Origin of the sequence: Burkholderia perseverans, assembly GCF_022870505.1 — a bacterium.
Classification (GTDB): Bacteria; Pseudomonadota; Gammaproteobacteria; order Burkholderiales; family Burkholderiaceae; genus Burkholderia; species Burkholderia plantarii.
In genome coordinates, this window is record NZ_CP045094.1 from 3,572,342 (window position 1) to 3,593,600 (window position 21,259).

General features: G+C 69.3%; 17 protein-coding genes. 4 read left to right on the plus strand and 13 right to left on the minus strand.

All coding sequences use genetic code 11. The features are described from left to right. Positions 1–2,677: efflux RND transporter permease subunit (locus BpN12_RS30485; RefSeq protein WP_246795846.1), on the minus strand; the 2,677-nt coding region annotated here is incomplete at its 3' end. Between the two features lie 13 nt (positions 2,678–2,690). Next, a complete protein-coding gene (locus BpN12_RS30490) occupies positions 2,691–3,938 on the minus strand; it encodes an efflux RND transporter periplasmic adaptor subunit (RefSeq protein ID WP_246795847.1) in 1,248 nt (415 codons plus the stop codon). A gap of 426 nt (positions 3,939–4,364) precedes the next feature. On the opposite strand from BpN12_RS30490, the gene BpN12_RS30495 reads away from it, so the two are divergent. Beyond that, entirely contained in the window at positions 4,365–5,009 is a 645-nt protein-coding gene (locus BpN12_RS30495) for a TetR family transcriptional regulator (RefSeq protein ID WP_246795848.1), read from the plus strand. Positions 5,010–5,108: 99 nt separating this feature from the next. Here the strand turns inward: BpN12_RS30495 and BpN12_RS30500 are convergent, their stop codons facing one another. The 5 genes from BpN12_RS30500 to BpN12_RS30520 form a co-directional block, all read right to left on the minus strand. Next, on the minus strand, positions 5,109–5,825 hold the full coding sequence (locus BpN12_RS30500) for an SRPBCC family protein (protein ID WP_246795849.1): 717 nt from the start codon (positions 5,823–5,825) through the stop codon (positions 5,109–5,111). A 198-nt stretch (positions 5,826–6,023) separates the two neighbouring features. Then, positions 6,024–6,449 carry a carboxypeptidase regulatory-like domain-containing protein gene (locus BpN12_RS30505; protein WP_246795850.1) on the minus strand — a complete coding sequence of 142 codons (426 nt, stop codon included), beginning with the start codon at positions 6,447–6,449 and terminating at the stop codon, positions 6,024–6,026. Between the two features lie 148 nt (positions 6,450–6,597). Next, on the minus strand, positions 6,598–8,091 hold the full coding sequence (locus BpN12_RS30510) for a DegQ family serine endoprotease (RefSeq protein WP_246795851.1): 1,494 nt from the start codon (positions 8,089–8,091) through the stop codon (positions 6,598–6,600). A gap of 110 nt (positions 8,092–8,201) precedes the next feature. Next, a complete protein-coding gene (locus tag BpN12_RS30515; protein ID WP_246795852.1) occupies positions 8,202–9,521 on the minus strand; it encodes an ATP-binding protein in 1,320 nt (439 codons plus the stop codon). Between the two features lie 3 nt (positions 9,522–9,524). Next, positions 9,525–10,187 carry a response regulator gene (locus BpN12_RS30520; RefSeq protein ID WP_042625885.1) on the minus strand — a complete coding sequence of 221 codons (663 nt, stop codon included), beginning with the start codon at positions 10,185–10,187 and terminating at the stop codon, positions 9,525–9,527. Positions 10,188–10,330: 143 nt separating this feature from the next. On the opposite strand from BpN12_RS30520, the gene dacB reads away from it, so the two are divergent. The 3 genes from dacB (at position 10,331) to BpN12_RS30535 (ending at position 14,376) form a co-directional block, all read left to right on the plus strand. Continuing rightward, entirely contained in the window at positions 10,331–11,887 is a 1,557-nt protein-coding gene (gene dacB, locus BpN12_RS30525) for a D-alanyl-D-alanine carboxypeptidase/D-alanyl-D-alanine endopeptidase (RefSeq protein WP_246795853.1), read from the plus strand. Between the two features lie 339 nt (positions 11,888–12,226). Beyond that, on the plus strand, positions 12,227–13,192 hold the full coding sequence (locus BpN12_RS30530) for a sterol desaturase family protein (protein ID WP_246795854.1): 966 nt from the start codon (positions 12,227–12,229) through the stop codon (positions 13,190–13,192). A gap of 41 nt (positions 13,193–13,233) precedes the next feature. Then, complete coding sequence (locus BpN12_RS30535) at positions 13,234–14,376, plus strand: SGNH/GDSL hydrolase family protein (protein WP_246795855.1); 1,143 nt, start codon at positions 13,234–13,236, stop codon at positions 14,374–14,376. 97 nt (positions 14,377–14,473) lie between these two features. Here BpN12_RS30535 and BpN12_RS30540 read toward each other — a convergent pair whose 3' ends face one another. The 6 genes from BpN12_RS30540 to pyk form a co-directional block, all read right to left on the minus strand. Next, a complete protein-coding gene (locus tag BpN12_RS30540) occupies positions 14,474–15,562 on the minus strand; it encodes an L-threonylcarbamoyladenylate synthase (protein ID WP_246795856.1) in 1,089 nt (362 codons plus the stop codon). Positions 15,563–15,574: 12 nt separating this feature from the next. Continuing rightward, complete coding sequence (locus tag BpN12_RS30545) at positions 15,575–16,768, minus strand: 5-(carboxyamino)imidazole ribonucleotide synthase (protein WP_246795857.1); 1,194 nt, start codon at positions 16,766–16,768, stop codon at positions 15,575–15,577. A gap of 67 nt (positions 16,769–16,835) precedes the next feature. Continuing rightward, positions 16,836–17,354, minus strand: a complete 519-nt coding sequence (purE, locus tag BpN12_RS30550; protein WP_246795858.1) for a 5-(carboxyamino)imidazole ribonucleotide mutase — start codon at positions 17,352–17,354, stop codon at positions 16,836–16,838. Between the two features lie 39 nt (positions 17,355–17,393). Beyond that, entirely contained in the window at positions 17,394–18,284 is an 891-nt protein-coding gene (locus tag BpN12_RS30555) for a phosphoribosylaminoimidazolesuccinocarboxamide synthase (RefSeq protein ID WP_246795859.1), read from the minus strand. Positions 18,285–18,409: 125 nt separating this feature from the next. After that, the gene (gene fba / locus BpN12_RS30560) at positions 18,410–19,474 is read right to left on the minus strand and encodes a class II fructose-bisphosphate aldolase (protein WP_246795860.1); all 1,065 of its coding nucleotides are present in this window, start codon (positions 19,472–19,474) and stop codon (positions 18,410–18,412) included. A 268-nt stretch (positions 19,475–19,742) separates the two neighbouring features. Next, a complete protein-coding gene (gene pyk, locus BpN12_RS30565; protein ID WP_042625894.1) occupies positions 19,743–21,179 on the minus strand; it encodes a pyruvate kinase in 1,437 nt (478 codons plus the stop codon). Between the last annotated feature and the right edge of the window lie 80 nt (positions 21,180–21,259).

Sequence of the window (21,259 nt, forward strand, 5' to 3'; positions counted from 1 at the left end):
TCTCATACAGCGCCGCCAGACACAGGAACACCACCAGGATCGAGATCGCGTAGAGGATCGGCGCCTGCGAGCCCGACTGCAGTTCCTGGAACGACAGGCCCGTCCACGAGTAGCCGATGCCGTTCGGCAGCTTCTGCGAGATCTTCTCCATCGCCGCCATCGCCTGGCCGGTACTGTTGCCCGGCGACGCCTGCCCCTGGATTTCCACCGACGAGATGCCGTTGTAGCGCTCCAGCTTCGGCGAACCGTAGGTCCAGTGGCCGGTCGCGAACGCGCTGAACGGCACCATCCCGCCCGCGCTGTTGCGCACGTACCAGATGTTCAGGTCTTCGGGCGTGACGCGGAACGGCGAGTCGGCCTGCACGTACACCTTCTTGATCCGGCCATCGGTATCGAGGAAGTTGTTGACGTACTGCGAGGCCCACGCGATCGAGAAGGTCTGGTCGATCGCGGCCGGCGTCACGCCGAGCGCGTTGGCCTTCTCGCGGTCGATGTCGACCTTGAACTGCGGCGTGTCGTTGAGGCCGTTCGGGCGCACCAGCGCCAGCGCCGGATCCTTCGCGGCCATCCCGAGCAGCTGGTTGCGCGCGGCCATCAGCGCATCGTGGCCAAGGCCGCCGTTGTCGGTCAACTCGAAGTCGAAGCCGGCGGCGGTGCCGAGTTCCGGAATCGACGGCGGATTGAACGGGATCACCACGGCGTCCTTGTAGGTCGCGTAGTGGCCCATGGTCCGCTTCAGCAGCGCCTGCACCTTGCGGTCGGCGCTGCGGCGCTCCTCGAACGGCTTGAGCTTGACGAACACGAGGCCGGCGTTCTGGCCGCGGCCCGCGAAGCTGAAGCCGTTCACGGTGAACACCGAATCCACCACGTCCTTTTCCTGCGTCGCCATGTGCGTGGTGATGTCGGCCAGCGTGCGCGCGGTGGTCTCCTGGGTCGAGCCCGGCGGCGTCTGCACGATCATGAACATGTAGCCCTGGTCCTCGTCCGGCAGGAACGACTTCGGCAGCCGCACGAACAGGAAGCCGACGCCGACGATCACCGCGAGGTAGATCACGAGCCAGCGGCTCGAGCGCTTGATCACGTGATGCACGCCCACGTGATACTTCTCGCGGCCCTTGTCGAAGTTGCGGTTGAACCAGCCGAAGAAGCCCTTCTTCTCCTCGTGATGGCCCTTCTCGACCGGCTTCAGGATGGTCGCGCACAGCGCCGGCGTGAGAATCAGCGCGACCAGCACCGACAGCACCATCGCCGATACGATCGTCAGCGAGAACTGCCGGTAGATCGCGCCCACCGAGCCGCCCGAGAACGCCACCGGCACGAACACCGCCGACAGCACCAGCGCCACGCCCACCAGCGCGCTGGTGATCTGGCCCATCGCCTTCTTCGTGGCTTCCTTCGGCGAAAGGCCGTCCTCCACCATCACGCGTTCGACGTTCTCCACCACCACGATCGCATCGTCCACCAGCAGGCCGATCGCGAGCACCAGGCCGAACATCGACAGCGTGTTGATCGAGAAGCCCGCCGCCGCCATGATCGCGAACGTGCCGAGCAGCACCACCGGCACCGCGATGGTCGGGATCAGCGTCGCGCGCAGGTTCTGCAGGAACAGGTACATCACGAGGAACACCAGCACGATGCCTTCCAGCAGCGTCTTGACCACTTCCTCGATCGACAGGCGCACGAACGGCGTCGTGTCATACGGGTAATGCACCACCATGCCGTGCGGGAAGTACTTCGACAGCTCCTGCACCTTGCCCTTGATCGCATCGACCGTGGCCAGCGCGTTGGCGCCGGTGGCCAGCTGGATGCCGAGGCCGGCCGTGGGCTGGCCCATGTACTTGGTGTCGAAGTTGTAGTTCTCCGCCCCGAGGTTCATGGTCGCCACGTCCTTCAGGCGCACCTGCGAGCCGTCCTGGTTCACCTTCAGCAGGATGTTGCCGAACTGCTCCGGCGTCTGCAGCAGCGTCTGCTCGGTGATGGTGGCCTGCAGCACCGTGCCCGGCTTGGCCGGCGTGCCGCCGATCTGGCCGCCCGCGATCTGCACGTTCTGCGCCGTGATCGCGGCCGTCACGTCGGACGGCGTCAGGCTGAAGTTGGTCAGCTTGTTCGGGTCGAGCCAGATCCGCATCGCGTACTGCGAGCCGAGCAGCAGCGTCTGACCGACGCCGTTCAGGCGGCTGATCGGATCGAGCACGTGCGAGGCGACGTAGTTCGTCAGGTCGTTGCGGCCCATGCTGCCGTCGTCGGAGTTGAACGCGATCCAGATCAGCCAGCTCGTGCTGGACTTCGTGACCTTCAGGCCGAGCTGCTGCACCACCTGGGGCAGGATCGGCGTGGCCAGCGACAGCTTGTTCTGCACCTGCACCTGCGCGATGTCCGGGTTGGTGCCCGGCGCGAACGAGATGGTGATGGTGGCGTTGCCCGAATCGTCACTGGTCGACGACATGTACAGGAAGTTGTCGAGGCCGCTCATCTGCTGCTCGATCACCTGCGTGACCGTGTCCTCGACCGTCTTCGCCGACGCGCCCGGATAGTTCGCCGTGATCTGCACCGCGGGCGGCGCGATCGTCGGGTACTGCGAGATCGGCAGCGTGAAGATCGATGCGACGCCCGCGAGCATCAGCACGATCGCGATCACCCACGCGAAGATCGGCCGATCGATAAAAAACTTTGCCATTTGAGACCCCTCGTTACTTCGCGGCGGATGCGCCCGCCGCGGATGCCGCCGCGCCCGATGCGCCCGATGCGGCACCGGCCGGTGCCTGCGCGGCGCCGGCGTCGGAAGCGGCGTTCGGATCGGCCGGCAGCTGCGCGGCCACCGGCTTGACGGTCATGCCCTGCTGCACCTTCGCCACGCCCTGCACGATTACGCGGTCGCCCGCCTGCAGGCCGCCCTCGACGATCCAGTCCTGGCCGTAGGTGCCGGCGGTCTTCAGCACATGGGTGGCGACCTTGTTGTCCTGGCCCACCACCAGCGCGGTCGGCTGGCCCTTCGGGTCGTGCTGCACGCCGATCTGCGGCACCAGGAACGCGTTGTCGTTGACGCCTTCCTCGATGCGCGCGCGCACGAACATGCCCGGCAGCAGCACGTGGTTCGGGTTCGGGAAGATCGCGCGGATCGTCACCGAGCCGGTGGTCTGGTCCACCGTCACGTCGGTGAACTGCAGCTTGCCTTCAGCCGAGTAGGTCTTGCCGTCCTCGAGCACCAGCGACACCTTCGCCGCGTTCGGGCCGGCCGTCTTCACGCGTCCGCTCTGGATGTCCTGGCGCAGCTTCAGGCCGTCGAGGCTCGACTGCGTGAGGTCGACGTACATCGGATCGAACTGCTGCACGGTCGACATCAGCGTCGCCGCGCTGGCTTGAACGTAGGCACCCGGCGTGACCTGCGAGATCCCCACGCGGCCCGAGATCGGCGACAGCACGTCGGTGTAGCCGAGGTTGATCTGCGCGGTGTCCACCGCCGCCTTGCCCGACGCGACGTCGGCCGCGGCCTGGCCGGCCGAGGCCACGGCGTTGTCGTAGTCCTGCTTGCTGACCGCGTTGGCGGCCACCAGCACCTTGTAGCGCGCGGCCTGCGCGTTGGTCGAGACCAGGTTCGCCTGGGCCTTCGCGAGCGTGGCCTTGGCACTGTTGAGCGTGGCGAGGTACGGCGCCGGGTCGATCTTGTAGAGCCGCTGGCCGGCCTTCACGTCACCGCCTTCGGTGAATTCGCGACGCAGCACGATGCCGTCGACGCGCGCCCGGACCTGGGCCACCAGGAACGCGTTGGTGCGACCCGGTAACTCGCTGACCACCGGTACCGATTGCGGCTGCACCGTCACGACGCCGACTTCCGGCATCTGTTGTTGCGGTGCCGGTTGTTTTTTTCCACAAGCGGCAAGGAATACGGCTGCCGCGGCAACACTGATTAAGCGGTATGGAACCCGTTCGACGCGCATGGAGCGACCTCGTTTGTAACAAAAGAATTGAGTGCGGGCTGTAGCCACGACACGAACGCGCCTTGCGGCGCTGATCGAACCCACCAGATGCTGGACTGCGAATACGACAACGGCACACCAACCGCTGTGCCGGGAGACGCCGCGTGACAGCCGCGGCGCAGATACGGGAGGAAATCAGCGAAAGCGATATTAACTGATAGCCGCGAGGGTTTCGATCGACTGCTTGGGGAGTTCGAGCGTGGGTGGTATTGTATATACGTTCATGTATGTATGTAAAAGTAGATCATGGACGATACAACTGCTTACAAATTACCGACGATTACGTAACCAGCCACGTCGCGCCGATTCTTGCACAATCCGAATCAATCGACAGCCAATCCCGTTCATCACTTCCGACGTCGAACGACGTCACCACAGGCACTCGCAATGGTCAGACGCACCAAAGAGGAAGCGCTCGAAACCCGCAACCGCATCCTCGACGCCGCCGAACACGTGTTCTTCGAGAAAGGCGTGTCGCACACGACGCTCGCCGACATCGCCCAGCACGCCGGCGTCACGCGCGGTGCGATCTACTGGCACTTCGCCAACAAAAGCGAGCTGTTCGACGCGATGTTCGATCGCGTGTTCCTGCCGATCGACGAGCTGAAGGCGACTTCGGACAAGCCCCGCGCCGATCCGCTCGGCCGGATCCGCAAGATCCTGGTCTGGTGCCTGCTCGGCGTGGCGCGCGATTCGCAGCTGCGGCGCGTGTTCAGCATCCTGTTCATGAAGTGCGAGTACGTGGCCGACATGGAGCCGCTGCTGCAGCGCAACCGCGCCGGCATGTCCGAGGCGCTGCACAACATCGAGGGCGACCTGAAGCAGGCGGTGGCGAGCGGCGAGTTGCCGGCCGACCTCGACACCTGGCGCGCCACGCTGATGCTGCACACGCTGGTGAGCGGCTTCGTGCGCGACATGCTGATGCTGCCCGACGAGATCGATGCGGAGCAGCACGCGGAACGGCTCGTCGACGCCGTGTTCGACATGCTGAGCCTGAGCCCGGCGATGCGGCGCGCGCCGCTGCCGGGCTGAGCGGCCCGCCGACGTGGCAAGGGTCACCGGCCGTTGCCGCCGAATGCGCCTCCCGTCTTCTTTCCCGCACGGATCCCGCACCTCATCCCGCGCCGGCCATCACGCCCCGCCGGAAAACCAGTGCGCCAGCCCCAGCAGCACGATCACCAGGACGACCAATCCCCCCCACGCCCACGGCGGCAGCGGATGGCCCGCCGGTCGCCCGCCGGGCAGCGCGCCGGGCGCGCGGCCCGTCAACGCGCCGCCGAGCGCCGATGAATGTGCGCGCGCGCGGCGCAGCGCGGCCGTCAGCTCGTCGGGACGCAGGAACACGTGGCGGCGGCGCGGCTCGACCGTTGCGAGATTCGGCGCGAGGCCGTAGCGGGCCAGCAGGCTCGCGCTGAATTCGGAGAAGAAGTCCTCGGCGAGGCTCTGCAGCGCATGCTCGATCTGGCGCGCGGGCAGCGCGCCCAGCGCGCCGGTGGCGGTGGCGCGCATCCCGTAGTGGATCCGCGTGCCGAACGTGTCGCCGCTGCGCCAGGCGGCGAGGCGGATCTCGAACTGGCCGCGCAGCATGCCGATGCCCTCGCTGCGCGCGATGAACTCGAACGCGCGGCGCGGCCGGCTCGCGGACGGCGAGCGCAGGTGGGCGCGGACGTCGTAACGCGCGCGCAGCGGCCCGAGCGGCACCGTCAGCACGAACGTGTAATCGTCAGCGGAAAGCCTGGCCAGCGCCTCGCAATGCTCGACGCTCGCCCGCAGCAGCGCCAGGTCCTGCAGCGCCGCCCAGACATCCGACGGCGCAAGCGGAATGCGCAGCGCGTCGTTCAGCTCCATGCCTCTCCTCGAAATCCGCGGTCGCCGCGCGCCGCCTGCGATGCCATGCCGGCCGGCGAGCCGGCGGCGGACGAAAAAAAACCACGGCCTGAGCCGTGGTTTTCATTATCTCGGAAACGCCGCGATCGCGTGAGGAGATCGCGCGTCGGGCCGCTTACGTCGACGTTACTGCCGCCGGCATGACGGCAGCCGACGTCATCAGCCGCCCCACGAGAACGCCGCCTTCGCGCCGCCCTTGGCCGGCACGCTGACGCTGCGCGTCTGCGTCTTGTCGTTGTAGGTCGCGGTGATCTTGTAGCTGCCCGGGGCGAGCCGCACCAGCATGTACGGGCCACGCGTGTCGGCCTTCAGCACCTCGTCGCCGCCGTGGCCGACGATCGACACGTGTACGCCCGACAGGAACTCGCCGCCCTTGCCGGTGAAGCGCAGCGACAGCGGCCAGTGGTGCGAGGCGCGCTGGAACGCGGTCGACTCGTCGAGACCGACGCCGCCCGACACGTAGCCGACGCTGCCCTGCTGCTGCACGTCCGGCAGCCCGGCGTCGGACTGCGCATAAGCTCCGCCGACGAGGCCGACAGCCAGCGCCACGGCAAGCACGTACTTCGAAACGCGTTGTTGTTGCATCGTTCGTCTCCTTACTGGGTCGGGAAATCGGGAGCGGCGCGCTCACGCGCGCCGCGACGTAGACTGGCCGGGCGGCACAGCGCGCCATCCGGCCCGGACATAGCTTGGCACAGACTGGCCCGAGCCCGCACCGGCCGGATCAGGCCGCTCAGCTCAGGTCGACCGGCACGAAGATCTGCGCGTCGTCGCGCTGGATCAGCAGCGCGAGGCTGTTGCCGGCGTTCTTCACCGCGTCGCGCAACTGCTCGGGGCTCGTCACCGGCCGGCCGTTCACGGCCAGGATCACGTCGCCCGGCTGGATGCCGGCGTTCGCGGCCGGCCCGGTGGCCTGCTGCACCACCAGCCCGTGCGTGAGCGAGGTGCCGGCGCGTTCCTGCGGGCTCAGCGGCCGCACCGCCACGCCCAGGCGCCCCTGCTCGGCCGGGCCGTCGTTGCTGGCGGTCTGCTGATTATCCGCCAGCGAGGTCAGCGTCACCGAAACGTCCTTCTTCGACTTGTCGCGCCAGATCTGCAGGTCGGCCTTGGTGCCCGGTTTCAGGCTCGCGATCTGTCCCGGTAGCATGGTGGAGTCCTGCACCGGCACGCCGTTGACGGCCAGGATCACGTCGCCGGGCTGCAGGCCCGCCTTCGCGGCCGGCCCCTTCGGATCGACCGAGCTGACCAGCGCGCCGTCGGGCTTCGGCAGCCCGAACGAACTGGCCAGCGTCTGGTCGAGGCCCTGCACCGCCACGCCGAGCCGGCCGCGGCTCACGTGGCCGGTCTTCACCAGTTCGTCCTTGACCTTGATCGCCTCGGTGATCGGGATCGCGAACGACAGGCCCTGGAAGCCGCCCGTCTGCGAGTAGATCATCGAGTTGATGCCGATCACCTCGCCCTGCAGGTTGAACAGCGGGCCGCCCGAGTTGCCGGGGTTGACCGGCACATCGGTCTGGATGAACGGAGTGTAGTTCTCGTCGGGCAGCGCGCGCGACTTGGCGCTGATGATGCCCGAGGTGACGGTGTTGTCGAAGCCGTAGGGCGAGCCGATCGCCACCACCCACTGGCCGACCTTGCTCTGCTGCGGATCGCCGATCTTCACGACCGGCAGGCCGGTGGCGTCGATCTTCAGCACCGCGACGTCGGACTGCTTGTCCGAGCCGATCACCTTGGCGCGGTACTCGCGCTTGTCGGTCAGCTTGACGGTGACCACGTTGGCGCCGTCGATCACGTGAGCATTGGTGAGGATGTAGCCGTCCGGGCTGACGATGAAGCCCGAGCCGAGGCTCGTGCTCGGCTGGTCGTCGGTCTGGCCGCCGCCGCCCATGCCCGGCACCTGGCCGTAGAAGTGCTTGAAGAACTGGTAGAACGGATCGCTCGGATCGATCGGCAGCTGCTGCGGGCCACCGCCGCCGCGCCGCGCCGACGCCTTCACGACGTGCTTCGCGCTGATGTTAACGACGGCCGGACCGTAGGTCTCGACGAGCCCCGAGAAGTCGGGGATGCCGGTCTTCGCGGCGGCCTCGGCCGGCATCAGCGCGGCGGCCGCGGCCGGCGTGATGATCTGAGGCGGCTGCGCGTGATGCGTGCCGGCGACATAACCTGCGGACAATGCGGCCGCGACGGCCACGGCAACGGCGCTGCGCGCCAGGAAACGGGTGTTCATCGTGCTACCTCCTCATCGTTGGTTCGCAGCGTAACGGCGCTGTCTTAAAGGAGGCTTAACCGAACCGGGGACAGAGCGCAAGCCCACGCCGGGCGGCCTTCAAACAGCTTTCACGAGCGCCGCGCAGCGCCGAACGCGAGTTCCACCAGCAGCCCGCCCGCGCCCGATTCCCCGAGCGTGACCACGGCGCCCTGCTGCGCGGCCACGCGCTTGACGATCGCGAGCCCGAGGCCGCTGCCCGACACGTCGGTGCGCGCCCGCGCGGACGAGTCGCGGTAGAAGCGGTCGAACACGCGCTCGCGCTCGTCGGGCGGAATCCCCGGCCCGCTGTCGGCGACCCGCACGAGCGCGCGGCCGTCCGGCGCGAAGCCGAGCGAGACGTCGATGCGGCCGCCGTCGGGCGTGTACTTCACGGCGTTGTCGAGCACGTTGTTGAACATCACGCGCAGCGCGCCGATATCGGCGTCGACCACGGCCGGCTCGGTGCCCTCGATGCCGAGATCGATGCCGCGCTTCTGCGCGACGACCGCATGGGCGCTGACGCAGCCGGCCAGCACCTCGTCGAGCGCGACCGGCTCGACCACGGTGGCGCCGTCGGGCTCCGAGCGCGCCAGCGCGAGCAGTTGCTCGGCCAGGCGCGTGGCGCGCGTGACGCCGCTCTGCAGGTCGGCGAGCGCCTCGCGGCGCGTCTCGTCGTCCTGCGCGCGCGCCACCAGCTGGGCCTGGATCTGCACTGCGGCGAGCGGCGTGCGCAGCTCGTGGGCGGCATCGGCGACGAACGCCTTCTGCGTGTCGAGCGCGGCGGCGAGCCGCGATAGCAGCCCGTTCAGCGCATGCACGAGCGGCTGCACCTCCTGCGGCAGGCGCGCGTCGGGCAGCGGGTCGAGCGCCTCGGGGCGGCGCGATTCGACCGCGCGCGTGACGCGCCGCAACGGCCGCATGCCACGCCCGACGATCATCCAGACCGCCGCGCCGAGGAACGGTAGCAGCACGATCAGCGGCCACACGGTGCGCAGCGCGACGCTGGCCGCGAGCCGGTTGCGCACCGACACCGGCTGCGCGAGCTGCACCACGTTGTCGCCGACGATCGCGCCGTACACGCGCCATTCGCCGCGATCGGTGTGTTCGGTCGAGAAGCCGAGCTCCGCGCGCGGCGCGATCGGCGCGCGCGGGTGCGAGAAGTACATGAGGTTGCCGTTGCGATTCCAGATCTGGATCACGATGCCCTCGTCGCCGCCGTTGGTGCGCGAGCCGAACACCTGCGAGAACGGCTCGGACGGCAGCGCCGCCGCGATCTCCTGGAGCTGGTAGTCGAACAGCTCGTTGGCCTCGGCGAGCGCCTGCCGGTAGATCAACCAGCCGGCCGCGCCGACGCCCGCGACCACGATCGCGAGCAGCCAGATCAGCAATTGATGACGAATCGACCGCACGCGCTACGATTCCTTGACGACCATGTAGCCGAGCCCGCGCACGTTGCGGATCAGGTCCGAGCCGAGCTTCTTGCGCAGCGCGTGGATGTAGACCTCCACGGTGTTGCTGCCGATCTCCTCGCCCCAGCCGTACATCTTCTCCTCGAGCTGGCTCTTCGAGAGCACGGCGCCGGGCCGCGCGAGCAGCGCCTCGAGCAGCGCGAACTCGCGCGCCGAGAGCGCCACCGGCGCGCCGTCGAGCGTGACCTGGTGCGAGGCCGGGTCGAGCGTGAGCGCGCCGTGGCGGATCACCGATTCGCTGCGGCCGGCCTGACGGCGGATCAGCGCGCGCATGCGCGCGGCCAGTTCATCGAGGTCGAACGGCTTGACGAGATAGTCGTCGGCGCCGGCGTCGAGCCCCTTCACGCGGTCCGACACGGCGTCGCGCGCGGTGATGATCAGCACCGGCAGCGCGTGGCCGCGCGAGCGCGCCGTGCGCAGCACGTCCACGCCGTCGCGCTTGGGCAGCCCGAGATCGAGCAGCATCAGGTCGTAGGTCTCGCCGCCGAGCGCGGTCAGCGCGGCCTCGCCGTCCTGCACCCAGTCCACCGCGCAGCCGTCGGCCTTGAGCGCCTTGCGCACGCCCTCGGCGATCATCCTGTCGTCTTCGACCAGCAGTATTCGCATCGTGTCCGCATCCGTGACGCCGCAATCAATGGCGGCCATTGTAGCGCCCCGCGCGGCGCATTTCGTCATCCCGCCCGCGATGCTTGTCTCTACAATGTGCGCTTCCGGTCAAAGTCGGCCGGCTTCGCCCTACTCGTTCGTCGATGAATCCTATCCGCCGTCTTACCGTTGTCCTTCATTCCCGCGCGCGCCACGGGCGCGCCGCCCTCGTGCTGGCCGCCTGCGCCGCGCTCGCGTTCGCCGCGCCGGCCGAGGCGCGCAGGAAACCGCGCGCCGCGAAGCACGCGGCGGCCGTGGCGGCCGCCCCCGCCGCCAGCGTGGCCGCCGCGCGCGGCATCCTGCCGGCCTCGGTGCTGGCCGGGCTGCAGCGCGCCCACGTGCCGGCCTCGGCCATCAGCGTAGTGGTCGAGAAGATCGGCGCGCGCGCGCCGGTGGTGAACTGGAACGGCGAGCGGCCGATGCTGCCGGCCTCGACCATGAAGCTCGTGACCACCTACTCGGGTCTCGCGATGCTCGGCGCCGACTACCGCTACCGCACCAGCGCCTGGGCCGACGGCACGGTCGATCCCACCGGCACGCTGCACGGCAGCCTCTACATCAAGGGCACCGGCGACCCGAAGCTGGTGCCCGAGGAACTGATCGACCTGGTCGACAAGATCCGCCGCGCCGGCATCGTCAACGTCGACGGCGCGCTGGTGCTCGACAAGACCTTCTTCGCGCCGTCCACGCGCGATCTGCCCGCGTTCGACGACGACACCTACGCGCCGTACAACGTCGGCCCCGACCCGCTGCTCTACGCGTTCAAGTCGCTGTCGTTCACGGTCACGCCGAGCGACAGCGGCGCGGTGGCGATCGACGTGGTGCCGCCGCTCGCGAACCTGACCATCGACAACGACGTCAGCGAGGGCGGCGGCTCATGCGCGGCGGCCGCGGCGGCCGCGCGCCCGCATCTCTCGACCGACGCGAACGGCGCGCTGACCGCCAGCTTCGCGGGCCGCTTCCCGCAGCACTGCGAACCGATCACGACCAACATCGCCGTGCTCGATCATTCGCAGTTCTTCTCGCAGGGCTTCCTCGCGCTGTGGCGCTCGACGGGCGGCACCTTCAACGGCCGCATCCTCGAGGGCAAGGTACCGAACACGGCGCGCCCGGTGGCCGTCCACCACGGCCCGGTGCTGTCGAGCATCGTCTACGACATCAACAAGAACAGCAACAACACGATGGCGCGCAACCTGTTCCTGTCGCTCGGCGCGCTCGAGGGCAAGCCGCCCGCCACGCCCGAGCAGTCGGCCGGCGTGATCCGCGCGTTCCTCGCCAGGAGCGGCATCGCGATGCCGGAACTGGTGCTCGACAACGGCTCGGGCCTGTCGCGCGACGAGCACATCAGCGCGCAGTCGCTGGCCGCGCTGCTGCAGGCCGCCAACGCGAGCCCGGTGGCGCAGTCGTTCGTCGAATCGCTGCCGATCGTCGGCGTGGACGGCACCATGAAGCGCCGCCTGACCAACCAGCCCGTGCTCGGCAACGCGCACATCAAGACCGGCACGCTGCGCGACGTGCGCGCGATCGCCGGCTACGTGGCCTCGGCCGACGGCAACAGCTACGTGGTGGTCAGCTTCATCAACGACGCGCACGCGGCCGCCGCGCGCGCGGCCCACGACGCGCTGCTCGAATGGGTCTACGCGGGGCCGGGCGGCGAGTGAACGGATGCGACGGCTCGCTTCGGCGGGCCGCCGCGCACGCGCCCACGTCAGCCGGAATCCGGCGCGCGAGCAGGCGAGTCAGCCCACTCCGGCCTTCGGTTCATCCGCCCGCCCAAATGCCACCGCCGGGCGGCGCCCGCCCCTGAAGCAGCCCGCGCGCGACACCGCCCGCGCCCCGTCCCGCCGCGCTTGCGGGCAAACCCTCCCCCGAACACTCCCTCTACGGAACTTGTCGCGCCCGGCGCGGCGATTGCGTAGGCTTTGGCTCTGCATCCAACCCGGCCGGCCATGAACGAGCCGGGGCGATGGCTGACCAGACTCGAAGAGGGGGAGACGCCCATGCAATTCAACGTCGAATTGCTGTTGCTCGCGCTGGCGCCCGTGTTCCTGCTCTGCATCGGCTGGGAAGCGTGGCACCTGGCGCGCACACGCCCGCGGGACGCCGTCTACGGCTGGCGCGACACGCTCTGCAACGCGGCGCTCGCGCTGATGCACCAGGGCGCCGACAAGCTCGCCTGGCTCGTGGTGATCCCGATCTACGCCTACTGCTACGACCACTACCGCGTCTTCACGTGGCCCGCGAGCTGGCTGTCGTTCGTGGTCCTGTTCATCGCGCAGGACCTGCTCTACTACGGCTTCCATCGCGCGAGCCACCGGGTGCGCTGGCTGTGGGCCGCGCACGTGGTCCACCACTCGTCGGAGCGGCTCAACTTCTCGACCGCGTTCCGCCAGAGCCTGATGTATCCGGTGGCCGGCATGTGGCTGTTCTGGCTGCCGCTCGCGTTGCTCGGTTTTGCGCCGCAGCAGATCGTCGGCATCGTGCTGATCAATCTCGCGTTCCAGTTCTTCGTCCACACTCAGACGATTCCGAAGCTCGGCTGGCTCGAAACCGTCCTGAACACGCCGTCGATCCATCGCGCGCACCACGCGCGCAACCCGCGCTACATCGACCGCAACTACGCGGGCGTGCTGGTGATCTGGGACCGGTTGTTCGGCAGCTACGTCGAGGAGGATCCGCGCGACGCGCCGGTCTACGGCATCGTCGAGCCGCTGAACTCGAACAATCCGCTCGTCGCGACGTTCCACGAATGGCGCTCGATGGCCGCCGACGCGATCTCGGTCGCCGGCGCGCGCAACAAGTGGCGCGCGATTTTCGGAGCGCCCGAATGGGCGAGCGCTTATCATGCGCAGGTTACCGGCGCGCCGCCATCCGCGGCCGCCGCGGCCCGACGGGGGCCGGAAGACACGGCGCGACCCGCCGCCGTGCCGCCGGACATCGGGCACCACGCGTCCGACGACGCGTAACACAAAGCAGTCTGGCCATATCTATACGAGGAGATGAATGCATGAAGCCGACACCCACCGCCACGCCCCGCCTGCCGAGCCGCCTGAAGCGCACGGCCCAGCTGGCGATCGCGAGCGCCGTGCTCGCGCTGCTCGCCGCCTGCGGCGGCGGTGACGACAACGCCGCGCCCACCCCGACGGCCAGCGTGAAGATGCAGGTCGTGTCGTTCGGCGACAGCCTGTCCGACGTCGGCACCTACTCGCCGCAGATCCTGCTCGGCTTCGGCGGCGGCCGCTTCACCACCAATCCGGGCGAAGTCTGGACCCAGAAAGTGGCCGAGTTCTACGGCGACACGCTCAAGCCGGCCTACGAAGGCGGGTTCGGCGTGCCGCTGCAGGCCACGGGCGGCCTCGGCTACGCGCAGGGCGGCTCGCGCGTGACGCAGCAGCCCGGCATCGGCCACGCCGACGCGTCGGTGGCGAACGCCGACTTCGCGCAGGCCACCACCACGCCGATCTCGACCCAGCTCCAGCAATACCTGCAGCAGTACGGCAGCTTCAACGCGAACCAGATCGTGCTCGTGAACGGCGGCGCGAACGACATCCTGCTGCAGGCGCAGATCGCGCAGGCGGCCGGCAGCACGCCGGCCGCGCAGCTCGCGGCGGCGCAGGCGGTGGGTCTTGCCGCGCAGCAGCTGGGCGGGATCGTCGCGCAGATCGCCTCGTCGGGCGCGGCCCACGTGTTCGTCTCGAACATGCCCGACATCGGCACCACGCCGCTCGCGGTGGCGGGCGGCGCGGCCACGGCGGCCGCGCTCACGCAGCTCTCGGCGCTCTTCAACCAGACGCTGGCGGCCACGCTGACGGCACTGAACGTCGACACCACGAAGGTCAAGCTGATGGACACCTTCACCTGGCAGGACGGCATCGGCGCGAACTTCGCGGCCAACGGCTTCTCGGTCGGCAACACCGGCACCGCCTGCAACCTCGACGCGATGGCCGCCGCCGCGACCAAGGCCGGCGTCGCGCAGCCGAGCGCGTTCGCCTCGTCGCTGTTCTGCTCGCCGCAGACCTACACGGTCGCGAACGCCGACCAGACCTACATGTTCGCCGACACGGTCCACCCGACCACGCGCCTGCATGCGCTGTTCGCGCAGTTCGTCGAGCAGCAGATCACGGCGGCCGGCGTGGGCGCGCCGAAGTAAGCACCGACATCCGCGCCGACCGGCGCGTCAAACGACAACGCCCGGCGCAATGCGCCGGGCGTTTTTCATGGAAAACCGGATTTCGGGGCGCCGCGGCTCAGTGCCCCGTGCCGGCGCCGTGCTCGAACGCGGCGGCGGCGCGGCCGAGCCGGTCGTTCACGGCGATCCATTCCGGCGTGTCGGGCAGCTGCTCGACGAGAATCCGTGTCACGCTCGCGCGGTCGAGCGCGCGCAGCAGGCTGTAGAGCTCGCGCGCATAGGCCTGCGGGTCTTCCGGCGCGGCCACGAAATGCACGCCGCCGGCCGTGGCCCAGGCGCCGGCGCTCGAGGTGCGCGCCACCAGCGCGACCGGCTCGCCGGCCGCCGCGGCCGCGTCGAGCAGCGGCGCGAGCCGCCCGAACGGCAGCAGCGCGAGCGGCGTGCGCGGCGCGTAGTGCGCCTTCAGCGTGCCCGAGGCGCGCGGCGCGCCGGCGTCGCCGCCGTCCGGCAGGCGCGGCATGGTGCCGAGCACCTCGGCGATCTGCCGCGGCGTGACGTGGCCGGGCCGCAGCAGCGCCGGGAAGCCGCGCGACAGGTCGAGGATCGTCGATTCGATGCCGACCTCGGCCGCGCCGCCATCGAGTACGTGGACCGTATCGCCGAACTCGTCGCGCACGTGCTGCGCGGTGGTCGGGCTGACGTGGCCGAAGCGGTTCGCGGACGGCGCGGCGACGCCGCCATGGCCGGCGCGCCGCGCGCTGAACGCCGCGAGCAGCGCCTGCGCGACCGGATGCGACGGGCAGCGCAGCCCGACCGAGTCCTGCCCGCCGCTGACCGCGTCGGGAATGTGCGCGGCGCGCTTCAGGATCAGCGTGAGCGGGCCGGGCCAGAACGCCTCGATCAGCTTGCGCGCGTCGGCCGGCAGCGCCGGCACCCAGTAGCCCGGGTCGCCGCCGGGCGGCAGGTGGACGATCACCGGATGGTTCGCCGGCCGGCCCTTGGCCGCGTAGATGCGCGCGACCGCCTGCGGCGATTCGGCGTCGCCGCCGAGGCCGTAGACGGTTTCGGTCGGGAACGCGACGAGTTCGCCGGCGGCAAGCCGCGCCGCGGCCTCGTCGATCCGTGCGGCCGGCACGCCAAGCCCCCCCGGCGCATCGGGGGCATCGGGCGCGTGGCCGGCGGGCGTCGGACGGGCGTCGGAAGTCATCGCGGCGCGCCCTCAGTCGAGCGGCACGCGCAGCAGCCGCGCGCAGTCGTGCGCGGCCGCGAGCGCCGCGTCGAGCGTCTCGGCGGTGAAGTTCACGTGGCCCATCTTGCGGCCCACGCGCGCCTCCTCCTTGCCGTACAGGTGCAGGTGCGCGGCCGGCATCGCGGCGACGTGCTCCCACGGCGGCGTGACCGCCTCGCTCGCGCCGTCGGCGAACCAGATGTCGCCGAGCACGTTCAGCATCGCGGCCGGCGAATGCTGGCGCGGGTTGCCGAGCGGCAGCCGCGCCATCGCGCGCACCTGCTGCTCGAACTGGCTCGCCGAGCAGGCATCGACCGTGTAGTGGCCGGAGTTGTGCGGGCGCGGCGCCATCTCGTTGGCGACCATGGTGCCGTCCTCGAGCACGAAGAACTCGACGCAGAGCACGCCGACGTAGTCGAGCGAATCGGCGATCCGCACCGCCGCCTGCTGCGCGGCGGCGACCAGCGCGGCGTCGGCGGCCGGCGCCGGCACCACCGTCAGCGACAGGATGCCGTCGTGGTGGGTGTTCTGCGCGAGCGGGAACGCGGCCGAGCGGCCGTCGGCGCCGCGCGCGATCAGCGCCGACACCTCGTACTCGAGCGGCAGGCGCTTCTCCAGCACGCACGGCACGCCGCGCAGCGAGGCGAACGCGGCGCGCGCCTCGGCGGCCGTCGCCACGCGCACCTGGCCCTTGCCGTCGTAGCCCAGGCGGGCCGTCTTCAGGATGCCGGGCAGCACGGCGTCGAGTTCGGCATCGCCGAGCGCGGCCAGCGCGTCGGCCGATTCGATCACGACGTGCGGCGCGACCGGCACGCCCGAGGCGGCGATGAAGCGCTTCTCGGCGATCCGGTCCTGCGCGATCGCCACGCAGCGGCCGGCCGGCGCGACGAACGTGGTGCGGGCCAGGAAATCGAGGCTCGCGGCCGGCACGTTCTCGAATTCGGTCGACACGGCCGCGCACAGCGCGGCGAGTTCGGCGAGCGCGGCCTCGTCGTCGTAGGCCGCGCGCAGGTGGCGGTCGGCCACGGCGCCGGCGGGGCTCGTCGCGTCGGGATCGAGCACGGCGACGCGATAGCCCATCGCCTGCGCGGCGAAGCAGAACATGCGGCCGAGCTGGCCGCCGCCGACCATGCCGAGCCAGGCGCCGGGCAGGATCGGTGAAACCGGAGTGGAATGTGCAGTCATGTCAGTGATCAAGCGCGGCGGGCGTCGTCGGACGCGCCGCCGTGGGGGACTTCGGGGGCCGCGCCGCTTACAGCGGCGGCAGCACCATCGCGTGCGCGGCTTCGTTCTGGCGCACGCGGAACGCGGCGAGCCGGTTCGCGTAATCGGCCGAGGTGCCGGCCAGCAGCGACACGGCGAACAGGCCGGCATTGGCCGCGCCCGCCTCGCCGATCGCGAAGGTGGCCACCGGCACGCCCTTGGGCATCTGCACGATCGAGTGCAGCGAATCGACGCCCTTCAGGTACTTGCTCGCCACCGGCACGCCGAGCACCGGCACCGTGGTCTTCGCGGCGAGCATGCCGGGCAGGTGCGCCGCGCCGCCCGCGCCGGCGATGATCGCGCGCAGCCCGCGCTCGCGCGCCTGTTCGGCATACGCGAACATCTCGTCGGGCATCCGGTGCGCGGAGACGACCTTCGCCTCGTAGGGCACGTCGAACTCCTGCAGGATCGCGACGGCATGCTTCATCACGTCCCAATCGGAACTGGAACCCATCAGCACGCCGACGAGCGGCGCGCTGTGCGTGTGGGCGGTCTGGACTTCACTCATGTACGGCGTTTCCTTCGTTATCCGCGGGGGCCGGCGCGCTCAGGCGAGCGCGTGGCCCGTGATGCGCTCGAGCGCTTCCTGATACTTCGCGCTGGTGCGCGCGATCACTTCGTCGGGCAGCTTCGGCGCCGGCGGCGCCTTCGGCCAGTCCTGGGTTTCGAGCCAGTCGCGCACGTACTGCTTGTCGAACGACGGCGGATTGGTGCCGACCTGGTATTGGTCGGCCGGCCAGAAGCGCGACGAATCGGCCGTCAGCGCCTCGTCCATCAGGTAGAGCTTGCCGTGCTGGTCGAGGCCGAACTCGAACTTGGTGTCGGCGATGATGATGCCGCGCGTGGCCGCGTAGTCGGCCGCTTCCTTGTAGAGGCGGATCGAGATGTCGCGGATCGTGGCGGTCAGCTCGGTGCCGATGCGGCGCTCGCATTCGTCGTAGCTGATGTTCTCGTCGTGATGGCCCAGCTCGGCCTTGGCGGCCGGCGTGAAGATCGGCTCAGGCAGCTTCTGCGCGTTCTGCAGGCCCGGCGGCAGCTCGACGCCGCACACGGCGCCGGTGGCCTGGTAGTCCTTCCAGCCGCTGCCGGCCAGGTAGCCACGCACCACCGCCTCGACGAGGATCGGCTCGAGGCGCTTGACCACCACTGCGCGGCCCTCGACCTGCGCGACCTCGTCGGCCGCCACCACCGCTTCCGGCGCGTCGCCCGTCAGGTGGTTCGGCACGATGTGCGAGAGCTTCTCGAACCAGAAATTGGCCATCTGGTTCAGCACGCGCCCCTTGTTCGGAATCGGCTCGCCCATCACCACGTCGAACGCCGAGAGGCGGTCGCTCGTCACGATCAGGAGCTTGTCGGTGCCGACCGCGTAGTTGTCGCGGACCTTGCCGCGCCCGAGGAGCGGCAGCGAACGGAGCGTGGATTCGTAAAGGGTAGACATCGTCGTTTCGCAGAAAATGTGAGCCAAACAAAAAGGGAAACGCCGTTCCCCGTCGACAGGCGGGAACGGCGGCAAGGCTTCCGGCCGAAAACCGCCCGATGCACCGGGCGGCCACGACATCTATGTTAGCGCACGAGCTGGGCCAGCTCGCCCGCCTTGTAGCGCTCGGCCATCTTGTCGAGCGCCACCGGCTTGATCTTCGCGGCCTGGCCTTCGCAGCCGAACGCGAGGTAGCGCGCCACGCAGACCTGCTTGGCCGCTTCGCGGGCCGGCTTCAGGTAGTCGCGCGGATCGAACTTCGACGGGTTCTCGAACAGGTAGCGACGGATCGCACCGGTGATCGCCAGGCGCAGGTCGGTGTCGATGTTGATCTTGCGCACGCCGTGCTTGATGCCTTCCTGGATTTCCTCGACCGGCACGCCGTAGGTTTCCTTCATGTCGCCGCCGAACTCGCGGATCTCGGCCAGCAGTTCCTGCGGCACCGACGACGAACCGTGCATGACCAGGTGCGTGTTCGGGATCCGCGCGTGGATCTCCTTGATCCGCTCGATCGACAGGATATCGCCGGTCGGCTTCTTCGAGAACTTGTAGGCGCCGTGCGAGGTGCCGATCGCGATCGCCAGCGCGTCGCACTGGGTCTGCTTGACGAAGTCGGCCGCCTGCTCCGGGTCCGTCAGCAGCTGCTCGCGCGTCATCGTGCCGTCGGCGCCGTGACCGTCTTCCTTGTCGCCCTTCATGGTCTCGAGCGAGCCGAGCACGCCGAGTTCGGCCTCGACCGTCACGCCGATCGCGTGCGCCATCTCGACGACCTTGCGCGACACGTCGACGTTGTATTCATACGACGCCACCGACTTGCCGTCGGCCTCCAGCGAGCCGTCCATCATCACGCTCGAGAAGCCGCTGCGGATCGCCGCGAGGCAGACCGCCGGCGACTGGCCGTGATCCTGGTGCATCACGACCGGAATGTGCGGATACGACTCGACCGCCGATTCGATCAGATGGCGCAGGAACGCCTCGCCCGCGTACTTCCGGGCGCCGGCCGACGCCTGCATGATCACGGGCGCGCCGACCTGGTCGGCCGCCGCCATGATCGCCTGCACCTGCTCCAGGTTGTTCACGTTGAATGCCGGCAGGCCATAGCCATGCTCTGCCGCGTGATCCAGCAGTTGACGCATTGATACGAGAGGCATTGTGGTACTCCGTCTAATGAAAACCGGTGCGCTTTGGGCGGCGGCGCAACGCTCGCCCCGGACGAGAACACGGGGCGGCGCGACGCGCCGAGCGTCGAATGGGCGCCATTTTATCGCGAAGCTGCCGGGCCCCAGCCCCGATTGCCGCGCGATTCAGCAATTTGTTACGAATTCCGTGCCGGCTACCACGACAAAAGTACGAAAAAAGCCGCGCGGGGCTTTCGACCCCGCGCGGCTTTTCATGACCCGAAATACCGGGACGGATCGCTCAGAACGTTTCGCCGACCCGCACGATCTTCAGCGTGTTGGTGCCGCCCGCCTGGCCCATCGGCTCGCCGACGGTCAGCACCACCATGTCGCCGAGCGCCACGTAGCCCTGCCGCATCACGATCTCGATGGCGGCCTGCATCGCCGAATCGCGGTCGCTGTTGAAATCGACGTGCAGCGGCGTGACGTTGCGGAACAGCGCCATGGTGCGCTCGCTGCCCACCCGCGGCGTCAGCGCGAAGATCGGCACGTGCGTGTAGTGGCGCGACATCCAGAGCGCGGTCGAGCCCGACTCGGTCAGCGCGATGATCGCCTTGGCGCCGAGGTGGTAGGCCGTGAACAGCGCGCCCATCGCGATCGACTGGTCGATCCGCGTGAAGGTGCGGTCGAGGAAATCGCGGTCGAGTTCGACCTGCTCCGACTTCTCGGCCTCGACGCAGATCGCGGCCATGGTCTCGATCGTCACCACCGGATACTTGCCCGCGGCCGATTCGGCCGACAGCATCACGGCGTCGGTGCCGTCCAGCACGGCGTTGGCGACGTCCGACACCTCGGCGCGCGTCGGCACCGGCGCGTGGATCATCGACTCCATCATCTGGGTGGCCGTGATCACCAGCTTGTTCGATTCGCGCGCCATGCGGATCATGCGCTTCTGCAGCGCCGGCACGGCCGCGTTGCCGACTTCCACGGCCAGGTCGCCGCGCGCCACCATGATGCCGTCCGAGGCGTCGAGGATGTCCTGCAGCGCCGGGATCGCCTCGGCGCGCTCGATCTTCGCGATCATCTTCGGCTTGATGCCGTAGGGCGCGCCCGCGATGTTCGCGAGCTGGCGCGCCATTTCCATGTCGGTGGCGTTCTTCGGGAACGACACCGCCACCAGGTCCGCGCCGAGCGACATCGCCGTGCGGATGTCCTCCATGTCCTTCGCGGTCAGCGCCGGCGCCGACAGCCCGCCGCCCTGCCGGTTGATGCCCTTGTTGTTCGAGAGCTCGCCGCCCACCTTGACGATGGTGTGGATCTCGTCGCCGAGCACGCGCTCGACGGTCAGCACGATCAGGCCGTCGTTGAGCAGCAGCACGTCGCCCGTCTTCAGGTCGCGCGGCAGATCCTTGTAGTCGAGGCCGACGCGCTCGTCGTTGCCGAGTTCGCAGGTGGCGTCGAGGATGAACGGCTGGCCCGGCGCGAGCGTGGTCTTGCCGTTCTCGAACTTGCCGACGCGGATCTTCGGACCCTGCAGGTCGGCCATGATCGCGATTTCCCGGCCGACCTTGCGCGCGGCCTCGCGGACCATCTCGGCGCGCTGGCGGTGGTCGTCGGCGGTGCCGTGCGAAAAGTTGAGCCGCACGACGTCGAGGCCCGCCTGAATCATCTGCAGCAGAATCTCGGGCGAACTGGAAGCCGGGCCAATCGTGGCGACTATCTTGGTGGCGCGAAGCATGAAACTCCTCATGATGGTCTGGGTGGAGGAAGCGCTGGAGATACTGCTGCGAGAGCCGGAGCCACCAGGCCCAGCGGCCG